Genomic DNA, 16,169 nt, shown 5'->3' on the forward strand with positions numbered 1-16,169 from the left:
ATCAAAACTTGTCATCGTGAAGACGCGAAGGTTGTGACGCTCACGCGCCAAGCTACATCGAAAAGCCATTGACGACCCTGAGGATTCAGGCAATCGCTCGATGGTTTTTTCGTCAATGGCGGGCATGATCCCGCAGCCTCCGCTAACGTTGCTGCATGGGTGTCATAAAACTGTCACGACACTGACGTACGGTGAGCGCTGAGAGTGTTGGCAACCTTCGCAACGTCGTTATCGCTCACGCATTCAAGGTGGAAACAGGATATCGCTATGCTTAAACATGTCTTCGCAGCGCTCATCTCCGGCTCGATGGTTCTGGGCGCCGCCGGTGTCCAGGCCCAGGACACCATTACCGGTGCCGGTGCAACCTTCCCGTATCCGGTCTACTCGCAGTGGGCAGATGCCTATCAGGATGAGTCGGGGATCGGTCTCAACTACCAGGCGATCGGTTCCGGCGGTGGCATCCAGCAGATCGTCGCCAAGACCGTCACCTTCGGTGCCAGTGACGCGCCGATGACCAAGGAAGAGCTCGACAAGAATGGCCTGATGCAGTGGCCGATGGTCATGGGTGGCGTGGTCGCCGCGTTCCACGTCGAAGGCATTGAAGGGGACTCGCTCAATCTGGACGGCCCGACGCTGGCTGACATCTATCAGGGCAAGATTACCAACTGGGACGACGAGGCCATCGCCAAATTGAACCCGGGTCTGGATCTGCCGGATACCCAGATCACGCCGGTCTATCGCGCCGACGGCTCTGGCACCAACTTCCTGTTTACCCATTATCTGGCGCAGGTCAGCGAAGATTTCGCCAACACCGTCGGTGAAGGCAAGTCCGTCGCCTGGCCTGCCGGTGTGGGCGCCAAGGCGAACGCCGGTGTGGCTAGCCAGGTTTCCAACACCAATGGCGCGATCGGCTATGTCGAGTACGCCTATGCCGAACAGAACGATCTGAGTCTGGTGCACCTGAAGAACCAGGCCGGCAACGTCGTCGCGCCGAACATGGAAGCCTTCATGGCTGCCGCCGCCAATGCCGACTGGAAAAAGGCGCCGGGCATGTACCTGGTGCTGACCAATCAGCCGGGCGACGAGAGCTGGCCGATCACCGGTGCCTCGTTCATCCTGATGCACAAGGAAGTTCAGGACGCCGACGCTGCTCGTCAGGCGCTCGAGTTCTTCGATTGGGCTTACAGCAATGGCGGCGACATGGCCAAGGAGCTGGACTACGTGCCGATGCCCGAGAACGTTGCCGAGATGGTTCGTGACAGCTGGAGCGAGATCAAGGGATCGGACGGCAGTGCTGTCTGGAACCCGTGATCACTGCATGACATGCCGCGACGGCGGGCGGGCGACCGCCTCCGTCGCGGCGCTGTATCGAATGCCGCCGGTTGGCGGCATGTTGGCAAGTCGATGAGGAATGAAGATGTCCACCTCCAACGCGATTCAAGCCAGCGGTCTGGGGCATCTCAGCGATGCCACCCGCAAGCGGCTCCAACGCAAGGCCCGCTTCGATGTGTGGTTCGAGCGCACGTTGTTCGCCTTCGCTTTTGCCGTACTGCTGCTGCTAGGGGCGATTATCGCGTCACTGATGGTGTCCAGCTGGCCGGCGATCCAACGCTATGGTCTGGACTTCTTTACGGAAAATCGCTGGGCAGCCAATGTCGAAGTCTTCGGCGCGCTGCCGGCAATCTACGGTACGCTGCTGACGTCATTCATCGCGATCGTCATTGCCGTGCCCATCTCTTTTGGCATTGCCATCTTTCTGACCGAGCAATGCCCCGGATTTCTGCGCCAGCCGCTGAGTACCCTGATCGAGCTGCTGGCAGGCATTCCCTCCATCATCTACGGCATGTGGGGCATGGAAGTGCTGGCGCCGTTGCTGCGCACGTGGTTCCCCACGGTCTTTCCCGCCGGCACCGGTTTGACGACGGCGGGTATCATTCTGGCGGTGATGATCATTCCTTTCATTACCGCCGTGAGCCGGGACGTGATCAATACCGTACCCGCGGTCATGCGTGAGTCCGCCTATGGTCTGGGCTGCACCACCTGGGAAGTTACCCGTAGCGTCATCCTGCCGTCAGTGAAGACTGGCCTGGTCGGTGGCGTCGTACTGGGGCTCGGGCGTGCGCTGGGTGAAACCATGGCCGTGACGTTCGTCATTGGTAATAACCTGTTCCTCAACACCACCTTGACCGGGCAGGGCACATCGATCGCGGCCTTGATCGCCAATCAGTTTTCCGAATCCGACGGCTCTCAGCGCTCGGCACTGCTGGCATTGGGCCTGATTCTGTTCCTGATCACTTTCGCGGTACTGGCTTTCGCGCGCTATCTGCTGCGCAACAGTACCGGTCGCCACGCCTGAGCGGCGGGAGAGAACCATGAATATCAGTCAAACGCCGCGTTATCGCCGTCGCAAACGGCTCAGCCAGTTGGTGATGGTGCTGTGTCAGGTGGCAACCCTGATCGGGTTTGCCTTTCTGTTCGCCATTCTCTTTACGCTAGTGACCAAAGGGTTGGGGGCGATCTCGCCCTCGACCTTTGTCGAGCGCACGCGCATGACCGGCGGCGGCCTGGGCAATGCGATCTGGGGGACTTTCATCATGACCTGCGCGGCGACAGTGATCGGGACGGTCATCGGCGTCGCCGCGGGCACCTGGCTGGCGGAGTACAGTGGCAAGGGGATGATGGCCAAGGTGATCCGTTTCATCAACGACATTCTACTGTCGGCGCCGTCGATCATCATTGGCCTTTTCATCTATGCCATGGTGGTGGTGCCGATGGGCAACTTCTCCGGTTGGGCGGGTGTGCTGGCACTGACGGTGATCATCGTGCCGGTCGTGATTCGCTCCACCGAGGACATGCTGCGCCTGATCCCCAACTCGTTACGGGAGGCCGCAGCAGCGCTCGGCGCCCACCGCTACTGGATCATCATACGAGTGTGTTACAGCGGTGCGCGTGCGGGCATCCTGACCGGCATTCTGCTCGGTTTCGCGCGGATCAGTGGCGAGACGGCCCCGCTACTGTTCACCTCGCTTAACTCCAACCAGTGGAACTTCTTCGACCTGGGTAGCGAGATGGCCAACCTGCCGATGACCATCTACCAGAACATGACGATCAACGCCTTCATTCCCGATCTGGTTGCGCTGGCTTGGGGCGGGGCATTGATCCTGACCGCTGCCATTCTGATTCTGAACATTGCGGCGCGCTATTTCTCGCGCCAGCGTTCCTGATTTCCAGCTGCGAGACTGCCATGACAGCCGAACTTCAACTCAAGCAGAAACGCGACGCCAGCGGCCCCGATGCCAAGCCAGCGCCGCAGGTCGCCACCAAATTGCGTGTCGACGATCTGAACCTCTACTACGGCAAATTCCAGGCGATCAAGAACGTCTCCATGGAAATTCCCGAGCGCCAGGTGACGGCGTTCATCGGGCCGTCGGGTTGCGGCAAGTCGACGCTCATTCGCTGCTTCAACCGGATTCACGATCTTTACGAGGGGATCCGGACCGAGGGGCAGATCCTGCTCGATGATTACGACATCTATCAGTCGGGGGTCGACCTCAACCTGCTGCGCTCCCGCGTGGGTATGGTGTTCCAGAAGCCGACACCGTTTCCAATGTCGGTCTTCGATAACGTCGCCTTCGGGATTCGGCTGTACGAGAAGCTGTCGGCCCGGGAACTGGAGGAGCGTGTCGAGTGGGCGCTGCGCAAGGCCGCACTCTGGAACGAGGTCAAGGACAAGCTCAAGCAGAACGGGCAGGCGCTTTCCGGTGGACAGCAGCAACGCCTGTGTATCGCCCGTACCATTGCGGTGAAGCCGGAGGTGATCCTGCTCGACGAGCCGACCTCGGCGCTTGACCCCATCTCGACCGGCTATATCGAAGATCTGATCAACGAACTCAAGAAGGACTACACGATCGTCATCGTGACCCACAACATGCAGCAGGCGGCCCGTATTTCGGATATCACGGCCTTCATGTATCTGGGAAGCCTGATCGAGTGTGATGACACGACCAAGATATTCACCCAGCCGAAGGAGTCACGCACCGAAGACTACATCACGGGGCGTTACGGCTGATCAGTCAGCACCTGGTCTGGGTCGGTATCATCGGACGCCCCCGAGCGATGGCTCGGGGGCGTTTACGTTGGCGCATCGTCAATGAGGAGTTTTCCGGTACTTTGCACTACGTCAACGAACCCGCTCGGGGTTCGTGCTACTGTCTCGATTCACAGGATGTGCCATTAGGATTACCGCTATGTCGCCCGGGCAGGAACCCACGTTTCGGAACGTTCCCTTCAATCTGATGCTGACGTTGGCGTCGCTGACGATCATCATCGCCGGGATGCGTGCCGCTGAAAGTCTCATTATTCCGATACTGTTGTCGCTGTTCGTCGCCGTGATCTGTACCTCGCCGGTTCACTGGCTTTATCGCCGTGGCGTCAATTCCCTTGCGGCGGTGCTGATCACGCTGTTGATCCTGGGCGGACTGCTGGCCCTGTTCGGCACGCTGTTAGCCAACAGTTTCGCGATGTTCATGGAAAACTGGCCGGAGATGCAAAAGCAGTTGGAAGGGCATTATCTGACTCTGCTGCAATGGCTGGCGAACCAGGGGCTGTCGGTGTCGCCGCAGCGGCTGTCCGACATGGTGGATGGTACCGGTGATCAAGACTGGATTTCCGGATTCCTGAGCGGTATTGGCCTGGTCTTGTCGCAGAGCCTGGTCATTCTGCTGATGGTCAACTTCATGTTGTTTGAAACGCTGGATTTTCGTCAGAAAGTCGCTCGTGCGCTGACCAATCCCGGGCCGAGTCTGGAGCGATTTACCGAGTTCAGTTACAACCTCAAGCGTTATATGGCGGTCAAAACCGTCATCAGCCTGATCACGGGGGTGCTGGTGACCATCTCGGCTTGGCTGGTGGGGGTGCAGTTTGCACTGCTCTGGGGTGCACTGGCGTTCATTCTGAATTACATCCCCAACATTGGTTCGGTGCTGGCCGCGGTACCGCCGGTGTTGCTGACGCTTGCGATGCCGGATGGTGGGGTCGTGAAAGCGATGACGTTGGCGGGCGCTTATCTCAGTATCAACTTCGTGCTGGGTAATATCGTCGAGCCACGCGTCATGGGCCGAACGATGGGGTTGTCGACGCTGGTCGCGTTTCTATCCTTGGTGGTCTGGGGCTGGATTCTGGGGCCAGTGGGCATGCTGCTCTCGGTACCGCTGACGATGACGCTCAAGATCGCGCTGGATAGCCACCCGGAGACACGCTGGATTGCCAAGATGTTGAGTCCGTCCGAGCGCAGACGGCGACGTCAACGCAGGGCGCAGAACGCGCTGGACGAGTTGGAAGAAGAGATCGAGTGATGGGCGAGAGCCGGCCATCTCGACGAGCAGTGCTCTCGGGAAGGGTTGACGCCCAAATATGACGAAAAAAGCCGCACTCCGAGAGGGCGGCTTGGCTGGCAGGTCCTGATTGAAAGGGCGTGGCTGACGGCCCCAGCGGGTATCAGCCGTTCTGTTCGAGGAACTGGGTCAGCTGGGATTTTGACTGGGCACCGACCAGCGAGGCGACCTTGGCGCCGGACTTGAACAGCATCACCGTGGGGACGCCGCGCACCCCATGCTCGGAGGCGATTTCCGGTGCGTCGTCAACGTTGACGCTGACCACCTTGATGTCTGCGGCTTTCTCATCGGCGACTTCGTCGACGACGGGAGCCATCATCTTGCAGGGACCACACCACGGTGCCCAGAACTTGAGCAGAACGGGCTTGTCCGCGTTCAGCACTTCCTGCTCGAAGTTGGCAGTGGTGACATCGACGTTGTTGGACATGACGTTAACTCCTGTAGATATTGCGCTCTGACCGAGCTCATGGCATCGATGTTAGCCCTTGCATAGGGTGCTGGCAAATACCCTGCCGTATCGGAACGATAGCGCCAGGTTATTAAAGACCCTTTTTTCATACCGGGAATCGCGATTTCTGGCCTTCACCCGTCGCCACATATTGCGTAAAGTAATCCTCATACAGTTTCTTATGCCATTTTGGCGAGTCGGAAGCCACGAGGTCGCTTATGAAGCTTCAGCAGTTGCGCTACGTGTGGGAAGTGACAAGGCACCAGCTCAATGTATCGGCGACGGCGCAAAGTCTGTTCACGTCGCAACCCGGCATCTCCAAGCAGATTCGATTGCTGGAAGACGAGCTCGGCGTCGAGATATTCGCACGCAGCGGCAAGCATCTGACTCGCGTCACGCCGGCAGGCGAGGCGATCGTCGAACTGGCTGGCAAGGTGCTGCGAACCGTCGACGATATCAAGCACGTCGCCCAGGAACACAGTGACGAGCGTCGAGGCAATCTGTCCATCGCCACGACGCACACCCAGGCGCGTTACGTGTTGCCCGGCGTGATCAGTGAATTTCGACAGAAATATCCGGAAGTCGCGCTCCATATGCAGCAGGGGACGCCCAAGCAGATCGCACAGATGGTGAGCGAAGGTTCCGCAGATTTCGCAATCTGTACCGAATCGCTGGAGCTGTTCAACGATCTGGTGTTGCTGCCGTGCTATCGCTGGAATCGCTGCGTTCTCGTCCCCAAGGGCCATCCGCTGGCAACCGGTGAATTGACGCTGGAGCGCGTCGCGGAACATCCGCTGGTGACCTACGTTTTTGGTTTCACCGGTCGTTCGCAGCTCGACGACGCGTTCAAATCTCGTGATCTGAAGCCCAATGTCGTCCTCACCGCGGCGGACTCCGACGTGATCAAGACCTATGTGAGGCTGGGTCTCGGTATCGGCATCGTTGCCCACATGGCAGTCGATCCCGTCGCCGACAGCGATCTCATCGCGGTGGATGCCTCGCATCTGTTCGAAAGTTCCACCACCAAGATCGGTATTCGCCGCGGCACGTTCATGCGCACTTACATGTATGATTTCGTCAAACGCATGGCGCCGCATCTTGATCGAGATACCGTCGAAGCCGCGCTGGCGGCCGGGCCCAGGCATGAGGCCGATCTGTTCAAGGACCTTCAGCTGCCGGTGTTATGACAAGGCCGTTGTCGTGCCGCCGACAATGCCGACCCGATAACGCATGAGCCCCGCCATTGGCGGGGCTCATGCGTCAGGTGTCAGCGCTGAATCAATGTTGCAGGTGAAGGCCGCATTCCCGCTTGTCCTCGACCTTGGTCGGATCGAAGTAGTCGAAGTTGTTGGGCAGGTCGTGCTGCTGAAGATACTGATACATCTGCTTGGCCGTCCAGTTCAGTACCGGCGCGACTTTCAAGAGCCCATCGGCGTTGCGCGATAGCGGCTGCATGCGGGAACGTTCCGCGGTGTCTTCGGCTCGTAGCGCGGTAAACCAGACATCCGGTGCCGTTTCGGCCAGGGCGCGGCGGAAGGGCTCGAGCTTGACCTCTTCGGTGAATGCGGCATGACGCGGGTCATCGATCTGCGGCGTCGATCCCTCCACCGATTCCCGATGTGCTCGAGATCGGCGAGGGTGATAAATGGTGAGGTTGAGATCGAGCCGCTTCGTCAGTTCTTCGGCGAAACGATAAGTCGCGGGGGTGTTGTAGCCACTGTCCATCCACACGACGGGAATATCCGGGCGAACACGCGTGACCAGATGCAGGATCACGGCCTCGAACGGACGAAAGTTGGTCGTGCAGATTGCCTTGTTATCCAGACTGAGTGCGAATTCGGTAATGGCCACCGGATCGTGGCCAATGTCACGGTTGAGCGCATCGAGATCGAACGCCATGGTTGACTCCTTCAAAGGTGGTCACACCGCGCTGAGGGCTTGGTTCAGCGTAACGAGGGAACGCTGCCACTAGGGGTATGGAATATCGGCACTCTACCAATCCTGTCCCGGTATCGACCAATACCGTTTGGTTAGTTTGATAGATAACCGAATTATCACACCGGGGATTGGCTCCCGGCGATCAACCACCCAGTTGGCGTAGTGCCGATAGCGGAGTCACGCGGGGTGGGGCATCGGACGGCCATTCGACATGAGCCTCGATGGCGTAGACCTCCCGAAGGCGCTCTTGGGTCAGAACCTGGCCTGGGGTGCCGCTGGCCACATGAAGGCCTTGCTTGACCACCCATAGATGGTCGGCGAAGCGTGCGGCCAGATTGAGGTCGTGAATGGCCAGCAGGATCACGACGCGTTCTCGGCGTGCCAGACGCTGCAGATAATCGAGCACCTGTAGCTGATGATGCAGATCCAGCGCGCTGGTCGGCTCGTCGAGCATCAGCAGTTTCGGGCGACGTACGATGGCCTGAGCGATGGCGACCCGCTGCCGTTGGCCGCCGGACAGTACCGTCAGCTCGCGTTCGGCCAGCGGCTCGAGCTCCAGCGATTTCAGCGCCCGTTCGACCGCCGACAGCGCGCTGTCGACAGGCTCGGCTATCTGCGTTCGACGGGCCAGCAGCACGGCCTCGAAGACACTCAACGCGGCCTGGGTGCTGGTGTCCTGAGGCAGATAGTAGAGCAGTCGGCTGCGGCGCTCGAGGGACAGCGCATCGAGCGTCTGTTCGCCCAGGGTGATGCGCCCGCTGGCGGTTTCGATGCCGGCGATAGCTTTCAGCAGTGTCGATTTCCCCGCGCCGTTGGGCCCGATCAACGCCGTGATTTCTCCCGGTCTTGCCTCCAGCCCCGACAGGTCCCGCAGGATCCTGCGTTTGCCCAGGGTGCAGTCGAGACGGTCGATGCGTAGCGTCATCGCCAGATCTCCTTGCGCGAGCGCAGCACCAGCGAAACGAAAAACGGCAATCCGATCAGCGCGGTGAGAATGCCGATGGGGAGCAGAATCCCGGGAATCAGCGTCTTCGAGAGAATCGAGGTCAACGACAGAATCAGCGCGCCGGTCAGCGCCGACATCGGTAGGAATGTGCGCTGATCCTCGCCGACCAGAAGTCGGGCAATATGCGGGCCGACCAGCCCGACGAAGCCGATCGTGCCGACGAAAGCCACTGCCGTTGCGGATAGCAGCGCGCAGCACAGCAGCATGCGTAGCCGAAGTCGGCCGACGTCGATTCCCATTGCCTTGGCCTGAATGTCTCCCAGCCGCAGCGCGGTGAGATGCCATCGCGCGAGGACGAAGATCGGCGTCGTCACCACCAGTGCCAGCCCCGCCAGCCCGACCTTGCCCCAGCTCGCCTTGTTCAGGCTGCCCAGAGACCAGAACACCAGTTGCTGCAGCGACTCGGCGGAGGCGACGTACTGCAGAATTCCCAGCAGGGCATTGAAGAAGAACATGATCGCGATGCCCATCAGCACCATCGTCTGCACGCTGACACCGCGTAGCCTGCTCAATCCCCAGATCATCAGCGAGGCGAGCATGGCCAGCACGAAAGCGTTGCCGGTCAACAGCAGTGTCCCGGCGACGGGCAGAACGCCGAAACCCAGCACGATCGCCAGTGCCGCGCCGAAACTGGCGGCGGAAGAGATGCCGAGCGTGAACGGATCGGCGAGTGGATTGTTGAGCAGCGTCTGCATTTGTGCGCCGGCGCCGGCGAGACTGGCGCCGACGACGATGGCCATCAGTGCCACCGGCAGTCGTATCTCCCAGACCACGACGTGAAGAATGTGGGGCACTCCTGCGGGCGTCACCAGAGCCTTCATCACGTCAACGAGCGGATAGGCGCCAGGCCCGGTGGCGACGTCGACCAACAGCGAGATCAATGTTGCCAGGGCGGTCACAGCGATGAGCCACAGCTGACGTCGGCGGCGAGCCAGATAGCGGCTGATGGTGGAGTTCGGCGCTGTAGCGTGAGGCGAGATCGTGTGGGTTCTCAAGGCAGTGTTCGTTGTTTGGCGATGGCGACAGGCAGCGTAAACCAATGAAATACTATTGGGAATCGTTCTCGTCGTGGACTTGGCTGGTCAGCGCTTGCATCAGGCGTTCGATCTTGGCGAGCGTCTCCTGATACTCCGCTTCTTCATCCGAATCCGCGACGAGTCCGCCGCCACCCCAGATATGGAGAGTGTCGCCATCGGCAATCACAGTGCGAATGGCGATCGAACTGTCCAGTCGGCCACGCCGGTCGACGTAGCCGAGGCTGCCGCAGTAGACGCTGCGCTGACAGGGTTCCAGCTCATCGATGATCTGCATGGCGCGATGTTTGGGGGCGCCGGTAATCGAGCCGCCGGGAAATGCAGCGGCCAGAAGGTCCAGTGGCGTTGCGCCTGCCGCCAGTTCGCCACGTACGATGCTGACCAGGTGATGAACGTTGGCATAGCTCTCCAACCCGCATAGCTGCGGGACCGCGACGCTGCCGGGACGACAGACGCGGCCGAGATCGTTGCGCAGGAGATCGACGATCATGATGTTCTCGGCACGATCCTTGGCGCTCTGCTGGAGTTCGATTGCCAGGCATAGGTCTTCATCGGCCGTCCGCCCGCGGGGGCGGGTGCCCTTGATCGGGCGCGTTTCGACCTGACCGGCGGCAACGCCGATGAAGCGCTCCGGTGATAGCGACAGAATGGCCTGGTCTGCCCACGCGAGATAACCGCCGTAGGGCGTCGGGGTGGCGAGGCGTAGACGCCGATACGCCTGCCAGGTACTTCCCTGAAACTTTGCGGTAAAACGCTGTGCCAGGTTGATCTGGTAGCAATCGCCCGCGTGAATGTAGTCGATGACCCGTTGAAAGCGTCTTCCGTAGCTGGCGCGGTCGATATCGCCCACGAATTCACTGGTCAATGTGAAGTCGGCCGAGTCCGGCTTCGCGGGTTCTTTCAGCCAATCGATCACCTGCTCTCGGCGCGCAGCCGTCGCGACGAGCAGCGTGCGTTGCGTGTCGTGATTCTGGATCAGCGCCCAGTCGTAAAGTCCCAGCCGGGCTGCTGGCAGGCTGGGTCCCGGGCGCTGGTCGCTTTGTCCTGTCGTCGAATGAGTCGGCTCGTGGGAGTTCATCAGTGAATAGCCCCAATAGCCGAGCAGGCCACCGAGAAACGGGAGCGCCTTCGCCTCGGCCGCTACGGCCTTTGTCAGTAGAGGCAGCAGCTCGGTCTCGGCGTGATCCAGGAGAGCCTGCTGAGCCTCGAAGGGCTCGGCGGGCAGCGGCATCGGCGGTTCGCACCGCGTCAGGCCATCATCGACGCTCAGCATCGCCAGCGGATCGCTGCTGATAATGTCGAAGAGGCCGCCCGGCGCGTTCGGGCGCCCACTATCCAGTAATACGGCACCCGGACGTCGCTGCAATCGTTCGAAGAGCGAGGCCGGATCGGGCGTATAGGGAAAGTCGGTTATCTCGAGCCGGGGTCTCGTATCGGCCATTAATACTATTCCTGAGGAATGAAAGACGCCCGGGGAGCGCACGACGCCTGACGCCTGGACGACGACGGGCCGTCGGGACCCTGCCGTGCTGCGCGATACCGGACAAGAAAGTCTGGGCGATGCGTGTCAGGCAGTGAGTATCGGGCGCCAAGTCTATCGGGAGTGATGCCGACGAGCGAGGCCCACGGATCTCCGTTCGGGGCGTTGTGGTACGGCCTGATTCGCCTCGAGGCAGAATGACTGGCAGCACTGGCTCGTCTTGCCCAGCCTAATTGTTGACAATGTCGCATGGGAAGGCGTTGGTATTCCGACTAAAGTGTAGTCATTGCGAGCTTTTTTCCATTGATCAACAAAAACGGGCCGCCTATCATGGGGGCTTCGCCCTCTAATTGTTAACAATTCAATGCCTCAGCCAATTTCCGATATGCATGACGCCGATACCGAGCTCCCCGTGGTTCGCACGCTTGCCGAGCGCGTTTTTCATCAGTTGCAGCGTGCCATCGTCCGAGGCGAGCTCCCCCCCGGCACGCGTATCACGGAACCGGAGCTCTCGACCCACTACGGTATCTCGCGCGGTCCGCTGCGGGAAGCCATGCGACGGCTGGAGACCTATCGGCTGATCGAGCGGGTACCACATGTGGGTGCTCGTGTCGTCAAGCTGTCGATGGACGAGCTGTTGGAGCTGTTCGACGTTCGAGAGGCTCTGGAAAGCATGGCCGCGAGATTGGCCGCCAAGTCGATGACGGCCGAGGAAATCGCCGGCCTGCGCGAAGTGCTGGCTTTCCACGAGCGCCAGGAAGACCTTTCCAGTGGCGAGGCCTACTACCAGCGCGAGGGCGATCTCGACTTCCATTACCGCATCGTGCAGGGCAGTCACAATCGCATGCTGATGACGCTGCTATGCGACGACCTCTATTACCTGGTGCGGCTCTACCGCACTCAATTCAGCGCCAACGGCTCCCGGCCGCAACGCGCATTCGTCGAGCACCACCGTATCGTCGATGCGATCGAAGCGGGCGACGCCGAACTGGCCGAACTGTTGATGCGTCGCCATGTCAGCGCTTCCCGAGAAAACGTCGCGGCGCACTATGCCCGCACACTAGGCGACGAAGCGGTGCATTCACCCGAAACCCCAAGGATCGAATCATGACCCATCCGAGCCCCGGTGGCCGCTTTCGTGAAGCGCTCGACACTCATCGCCCGTTGCCCATCGTCGGCGCCATCAACGCTTACAGCGCGATGATGGCTAAGGCTGTCGGGCATCATGCGCTCTATCTTTCCGGCGGTGGCGTGGCCAACGCGTCCTACGGGTTGCCGGATCTTGGCATGACCACGCTCAACGATGTCGTGGAAGACGCCCGTCGAATCACTGGTGCCTGCGACCTCCCGCTACTGGTGGATATCGATACCGGCTGGGGCGGAGCGTTCAACATCGCCCGCACGGTCAAGGAGATGGAGCGTGCCGGTGTCGCCGCGGTCCATCTCGAGGATCAGGTAGCCCAGAAACGCTGCGGTCACCGCCCCAACAAGGAGATCGTTTCCCAATCGGAGATGGTGGATCGCATCAAGGCTGCCTCCGACGCCCGGCGCGATCCGGATTTCTATCTCATCGCACGTACCGATGCCTTCCAGAAGGAGGGGCTTGCGGCCGCTGTCGAACGTGCCAACGCCTGCGTCGAAGCGGGGGCGGATGCGATCTTCGCCGAAGCGGTTCACACCCTGGATGACTATCGGGCGTTCTGCGAGGGCGTCGAGGCACCGATTCTCGCCAATATCACCGAGTTTGGCGCGACGCCGCTATTTACCCAGCAGGAGCTGGCGGAAGTCGGCTGTCGAATGGTGCTCTATCCGCTGTCGGCGTTTCGGGCGATGAACGCTGCGGCACTCAAGGTGTATCAGGATATTCATGCCAAAGGGCATCAGCGAGATGTCGTCGATTCGATGCAGACGCGAGAGGAGCTTTATGAATTCCTCGACTATCACGCTTTCGAACGCAAGCTCGATTCGCTGTTCGAGAGAGGGAGCGACTGAGCGCAGGCATTTTTCAGGCTAAGTCCAGGAGAGCATCATGGTGAACCAACCCCAAAGCACCGGGCTGAGAGGGCAAAGTGCAGGGTCGACCGAGATCTGCACGGTCGGCAAGAGCGGCTCCGGCCTCACCTATCGCGGCTATGACATCCAGACGCTGGCCGAGAACGCCCGCTTCGAAGAAGTTGCCTACCTGTTGCTGAAGGGCGCGCTTCCCACTCAGCAGCAGCTGGAGGATTACATTGCACAACTTCAACGTTCACGCTCGCTCCCGTCACCCTTGAAGAAGGTATTGGAACAGATCCCGTCCGATGCCCACCCGATGGATGTCCTGCGCACGGGCACATCCATGCTGGGAAACCTGGAAACCGAGCAGCGCTTGGAAGAGCAGCAGCGTCATGCAGATCGTTTGTTGGCCGTGACGCCGTCGATTCTCAACTACTGGTACCGATATTCACTCTACGGTGAACGTATCGAGACCGAGACTGACGATATCTCCGTGGGGGGGCACTTCCTGCATCTACTGCACGGCAAGCCCGCGTCGGACCTGCATGCGCGAGTGATGAACGTTTCGCTGATCCTCTATGCCGAACACGAGTTCAATGCTTCGACCTTCACGGCGCGAGTCTGCGCGTCAACGCTATCGGATCTGCACAGCTGCATCACCGGGGCGATCGGTTCGTTGCGGGGCCCTCTGCATGGTGGCGCCAACGAGGCGGCGATGGAGATGATCGGTCGCTGGTCGACGCCGGACGAAGCGGAGCGGCGCATTCTCGAAATGCTCGAGCGCAAGGACAAGATCATGGGCTTCGGACATGCCATCTATCGCGAGTCAGATCCCCGTAGCGCGATCATCAAGGAGTGGGCCCGGAAGCTGGCGGACGACGTGGGCGACAATCACCTCTATGCCGTATCGGAACGTGTCGACGAGGTCATGTGGCGAGAGAAGACGCTCTTTCCCAACGCGGACTTCTATCACGCCAGTGCCTATCACTTCATGGGTATCCCCACCAAGCTGTTCACGCCGATCTTCGTCTGCTCCCGCCTGACGGGATGGTGCGCTCACGTCTTCGAGCAGCGCGGCAACAATCGCATTATCCGTCCCAGCGCGGACTACGCAGGCCCGGAAAGACGCGAGTGGGTGCCGATCGAGCAGCGATAGTGTGAAACGGGAGCGTGTGGCGAGACACGGACTTCTTACACCGACATAACCAAGGACGCCATTTCATGAGTGCCAACGTCGACCTCAATCAGCGCCCCGATTACGATCCGGAGCTTCAGGCCATTGCGGATTACGTTCTCGATTATCGTATCGAGAGTCAGGAGGCGTTGGACACGGCGCGGCACTGCTTGATGGACACGCTGGGTTGCGGGCTGCTGGCGCTGCGTTTTCCGGAATGCACCAAGCACCTGGGCCCGCTGGTCGAAGGTACGTTCGTTCCCAATGGCGCGCGTGTTCCGGGAACCCAGTTTCGTCTCGATCCGGTCAAGGCCGCCTGGGATATCGGCTGTATCATTCGCTGGCTGGATTACAACGACACCTGGCTGGCAGCGGAATGGGGGCATCCGTCTGACAATCTCGGCGCGATTCTGGCGGTGGCCGATCACGCATCTCAGCAGCGTCTGGCAAAGGGGCACCCCCCGCTGTTCATGCGCGACGTGCTCGAGGCGATGATCATGGCCCATGAGATTCAGGGGGTACTGGCGCTCGAAAACTCGTTCAATCGGGTGGGCCTGGATCATGTGGTGCTGGTCAAGGTGGCATCGACCGCCGTGGTGGCGAAGTTGATGGGTGCCAGCCGAGAGCAGCTGCTTTCGGCGCTGTCGCATGCCTTCGTCGATGGACAGAGTCTTCGAACCTATCGCCACGCGCCCAATGCCGGATCGCGCAAGAGTTGGGCCGCGGGAGATGCCACTTCCCGGGCGGTGAGGCTCGTGGATATCGCCATGCGAGGGGAGATGGGGATTCCTGGTGTGCTCTCGGCACCGCAATGGGGCTTTTATGATGTCCTGTTCAGCAAGACCAACAAGGATCAGGCGATCAAGCCCGAAGCCGAGCGCCGCTTCCGGGTCGAGCAGGACTACGGTAGTTATGTCATGGAAAATGTGCTGTTCAAGATCAGTTTCCCGGCTGAATTCCATGCCCAGACGGCGGCAGAAGCAGCCGTCACTCTTCACCCTCAAGTGTGTGATCGCCTGAACGAGATCGAGCGTATCGTGGTGACCACTCACGAGTCGGCCATCCGTATCATTTCCAAGGCGGGAGAGCTCGCCAACCCGGCCGATCGGGATCACTGTCTTCAGTACATGATTGCCGTGCCCCTGGCGTTCGGAGATTTGACCGCAGAGCATTACGAAGATGATTTCCATCTTGCCAATCCGATCATCGATCGTCTGCGCGACAAGATGGAAGTGATCGAAGACGAGCGCTACAGCCGTGACTATCATCAGGCCGACAAACGCTCCATCGCCAACGCGGTTCAGGTTTTCTTCAGCGACGGCACGCACACAGAAAAAGTGGCGGTAGAGTATCCGCTAGGCCATCGCCGGCGACGTGAAGAAGGGATTCCACTGCTGAAGAAGAAGTTTCGGCACAACCTGGCGACGCGCTTTCCCGCGCAGCGCTGTGAACAGATCCTCGCACTGTATGAAGACGAAGCGCGACTCGCGTCTATGCCGGTCGATGCTTTCGTGGGACTTTGGGCTATCTAGGCGGGCAGTGACATCGGCTAGATGACAACTTGATGACCCGCGGTAGAGATCATCAGATTTTTGTCTGCTCGGGGGTTGCCAAGTGCCGGCGAGAGTCGTAAAGTACGCATCCGCTGCCGCCGAGACAGGTTCTCGGAGGCGGTGAAGAAGAAAACCAAGCGTTTGATTT

General features: G+C 60.1%; 15 protein-coding genes. 10 read left to right on the forward strand and 5 right to left on the reverse strand.

The genetic code is table 11. The features are described 5' to 3' along the window. The first annotated feature begins 267 nt into the window (after window positions 1-267). The 5 genes from pstS to DOM36_RS15375 all read left to right on the forward strand — a co-directional run bounded on the left by pstS (window position 268) and on the right by DOM36_RS15375 (window position 5,354). Entirely contained in the window at window positions 268-1,311 is a 1,044-nt protein-coding gene (pstS, locus tag DOM36_RS15355; RefSeq protein WP_075570506.1) for a phosphate ABC transporter substrate-binding protein PstS, read from the forward strand. A gap of 106 nt (window positions 1,312-1,417) precedes the next feature. Continuing rightward, window positions 1,418-2,356 carry a phosphate ABC transporter permease subunit PstC gene (gene pstC / locus DOM36_RS15360; RefSeq protein WP_075570505.1) on the forward strand — a complete coding sequence of 313 codons (939 nt, stop codon included), beginning with the start codon at window positions 1,418-1,420 and terminating at the stop codon, window positions 2,354-2,356. 16 nt (window positions 2,357-2,372) lie between these two features. After that, a complete protein-coding gene (gene pstA, locus DOM36_RS15365) occupies window positions 2,373-3,224 on the forward strand; it encodes a phosphate ABC transporter permease PstA (protein ID WP_075570504.1) in 852 nt (283 codons plus the stop codon). A 20-nt stretch (window positions 3,225-3,244) separates the two neighbouring features. Further along, window positions 3,245-4,069: a phosphate ABC transporter ATP-binding protein PstB gene (gene pstB, locus DOM36_RS15370; protein WP_110643623.1), complete on the forward strand. Its 825-nt coding sequence runs from the start codon at window positions 3,245-3,247 to the stop codon at window positions 4,067-4,069. A 178-nt stretch (window positions 4,070-4,247) separates the two neighbouring features. Continuing rightward, the gene (locus tag DOM36_RS15375; protein ID WP_075570503.1) at window positions 4,248-5,354 is read left to right on the forward strand and encodes an AI-2E family transporter; all 1,107 of its coding nucleotides are present in this window, start codon (window positions 4,248-4,250) and stop codon (window positions 5,352-5,354) included. A gap of 142 nt (window positions 5,355-5,496) precedes the next feature. Here DOM36_RS15375 and trxA read toward each other — a convergent pair whose 3' ends face one another. Further along, window positions 5,497-5,820: a thioredoxin gene (trxA, locus tag DOM36_RS15380; protein WP_075570502.1), complete on the reverse strand. Its 324-nt coding sequence runs from the start codon at window positions 5,818-5,820 to the stop codon at window positions 5,497-5,499. A gap of 239 nt (window positions 5,821-6,059) precedes the next feature. On the opposite strand from trxA, the gene cysB reads away from it, so the two are divergent. Further along, entirely contained in the window at window positions 6,060-7,028 is a 969-nt protein-coding gene (gene cysB / locus DOM36_RS15385; RefSeq protein WP_075570501.1) for an HTH-type transcriptional regulator CysB, read from the forward strand. Between the two features lie 91 nt (window positions 7,029-7,119). Here cysB and DOM36_RS15390 read toward each other — a convergent pair whose 3' ends face one another. From DOM36_RS15390 to pabB, 4 genes are all read right to left on the reverse strand, one after another. Next, a complete protein-coding gene (locus tag DOM36_RS15390) occupies window positions 7,120-7,740 on the reverse strand; it encodes a phosphoadenosine phosphosulfate reductase family protein (protein ID WP_075570500.1) in 621 nt (206 codons plus the stop codon). Between the two features lie 181 nt (window positions 7,741-7,921). After that, window positions 7,922-8,704, reverse strand: a complete 783-nt coding sequence (locus DOM36_RS15395; RefSeq protein ID WP_075570499.1) for an ABC transporter ATP-binding protein — start codon at window positions 8,702-8,704, stop codon at window positions 7,922-7,924. Next, entirely contained in the window at window positions 8,701-9,780 is a 1,080-nt protein-coding gene (locus DOM36_RS15400; RefSeq protein ID WP_110643624.1) for an iron ABC transporter permease, read from the reverse strand. The genes DOM36_RS15395 and DOM36_RS15400 overlap by 4 nt, the downstream gene beginning before the upstream one ends. Before the next feature lie 52 nt (window positions 9,781-9,832). After that, window positions 9,833-11,260, reverse strand: coding sequence for an aminodeoxychorismate synthase component I (gene pabB / locus DOM36_RS15405; RefSeq protein WP_110643625.1), 1,428 nt, complete (start codon window positions 11,258-11,260; stop codon window positions 9,833-9,835). A gap of 403 nt (window positions 11,261-11,663) precedes the next feature. On the opposite strand from pabB, the gene DOM36_RS15410 reads away from it, so the two are divergent. From DOM36_RS15410 to DOM36_RS15425, 4 genes are all read left to right on the forward strand, one after another. Then, window positions 11,664-12,410: a GntR family transcriptional regulator gene (locus DOM36_RS15410; protein ID WP_075570496.1), complete on the forward strand. Its 747-nt coding sequence runs from the start codon at window positions 11,664-11,666 to the stop codon at window positions 12,408-12,410. Beyond that, window positions 12,407-13,291 carry a methylisocitrate lyase gene (gene prpB, locus DOM36_RS15415; protein WP_075570495.1) on the forward strand — a complete coding sequence of 295 codons (885 nt, stop codon included), beginning with the start codon at window positions 12,407-12,409 and terminating at the stop codon, window positions 13,289-13,291. Before DOM36_RS15410 ends, prpB begins: the two co-directional genes overlap by 4 nt. A 37-nt stretch (window positions 13,292-13,328) precedes the next feature. After that, window positions 13,329-14,450, forward strand: coding sequence for a 2-methylcitrate synthase (prpC, locus tag DOM36_RS15420; RefSeq protein ID WP_110643626.1), 1,122 nt, complete (start codon window positions 13,329-13,331; stop codon window positions 14,448-14,450). Between the two features lie 65 nt (window positions 14,451-14,515). Continuing rightward, window positions 14,516-16,000, forward strand: a complete 1,485-nt coding sequence (locus tag DOM36_RS15425; protein WP_110643627.1) for a bifunctional 2-methylcitrate dehydratase/aconitate hydratase — start codon at window positions 14,516-14,518, stop codon at window positions 15,998-16,000. Window positions 16,001-16,169: the final 169 nt, after the last annotated feature.

This window comes from Salinicola sp. CPA57, from assembly GCF_003206035.1.
GTDB classification, from domain to species: domain Bacteria; phylum Pseudomonadota; class Gammaproteobacteria; order Pseudomonadales; family Halomonadaceae; genus Salinicola; species Salinicola socius.

Bases quoted from the DNA above. Each gene is read 5' to 3' on its own strand.
- pstS (WP_075570506.1), top strand. From the start codon at position 268: ATGCTTAAACATGTCTTCGCAGCGCTCATCTCCGGCTCGATGGTTCTG.
- pstC (WP_075570505.1), top strand. From the start codon at position 1,418: ATGTCCACCTCCAACGCGATTCAAGCCAGCGGTCTGGGGCATCTCAGC.
- pstA (WP_075570504.1), top strand. From the start codon at position 2,373: ATGAATATCAGTCAAACGCCGCGTTATCGCCGTCGCAAACGGCTCAGC.
- pstB (WP_110643623.1), top strand. From the start codon at position 3,245: ATGACAGCCGAACTTCAACTCAAGCAGAAACGCGACGCCAGCGGCCCC.
- DOM36_RS15375 (WP_075570503.1), top strand. From the start codon at position 4,248: ATGTCGCCCGGGCAGGAACCCACGTTTCGGAACGTTCCCTTCAATCTG.
- trxA (WP_075570502.1), bottom strand. From the start codon at position 5,820: ATGTCCAACAACGTCGATGTCACCACTGCCAACTTCGAGCAGGAAGTG.
- cysB (WP_075570501.1), top strand. From the start codon at position 6,060: ATGAAGCTTCAGCAGTTGCGCTACGTGTGGGAAGTGACAAGGCACCAG.
- DOM36_RS15390 (WP_075570500.1), bottom strand. From the start codon at position 7,740: ATGGCGTTCGATCTCGATGCGCTCAACCGTGACATTGGCCACGATCCG.
- DOM36_RS15395 (WP_075570499.1), bottom strand. From the start codon at position 8,704: ATGACGCTACGCATCGACCGTCTCGACTGCACCCTGGGCAAACGCAGG.
- pabB (WP_110643625.1), bottom strand. From the start codon at position 11,260: ATGGCCGATACGAGACCCCGGCTCGAGATAACCGACTTTCCCTATACG.
- DOM36_RS15410 (WP_075570496.1), top strand. From the start codon at position 11,664: ATGCCTCAGCCAATTTCCGATATGCATGACGCCGATACCGAGCTCCCC.
- prpB (WP_075570495.1), top strand. From the start codon at position 12,407: ATGACCCATCCGAGCCCCGGTGGCCGCTTTCGTGAAGCGCTCGACACT.
- prpC (WP_110643626.1), top strand. From the start codon at position 13,329: ATGGTGAACCAACCCCAAAGCACCGGGCTGAGAGGGCAAAGTGCAGGG.
- DOM36_RS15425 (WP_110643627.1), top strand. From the start codon at position 14,516: ATGAGTGCCAACGTCGACCTCAATCAGCGCCCCGATTACGATCCGGAG.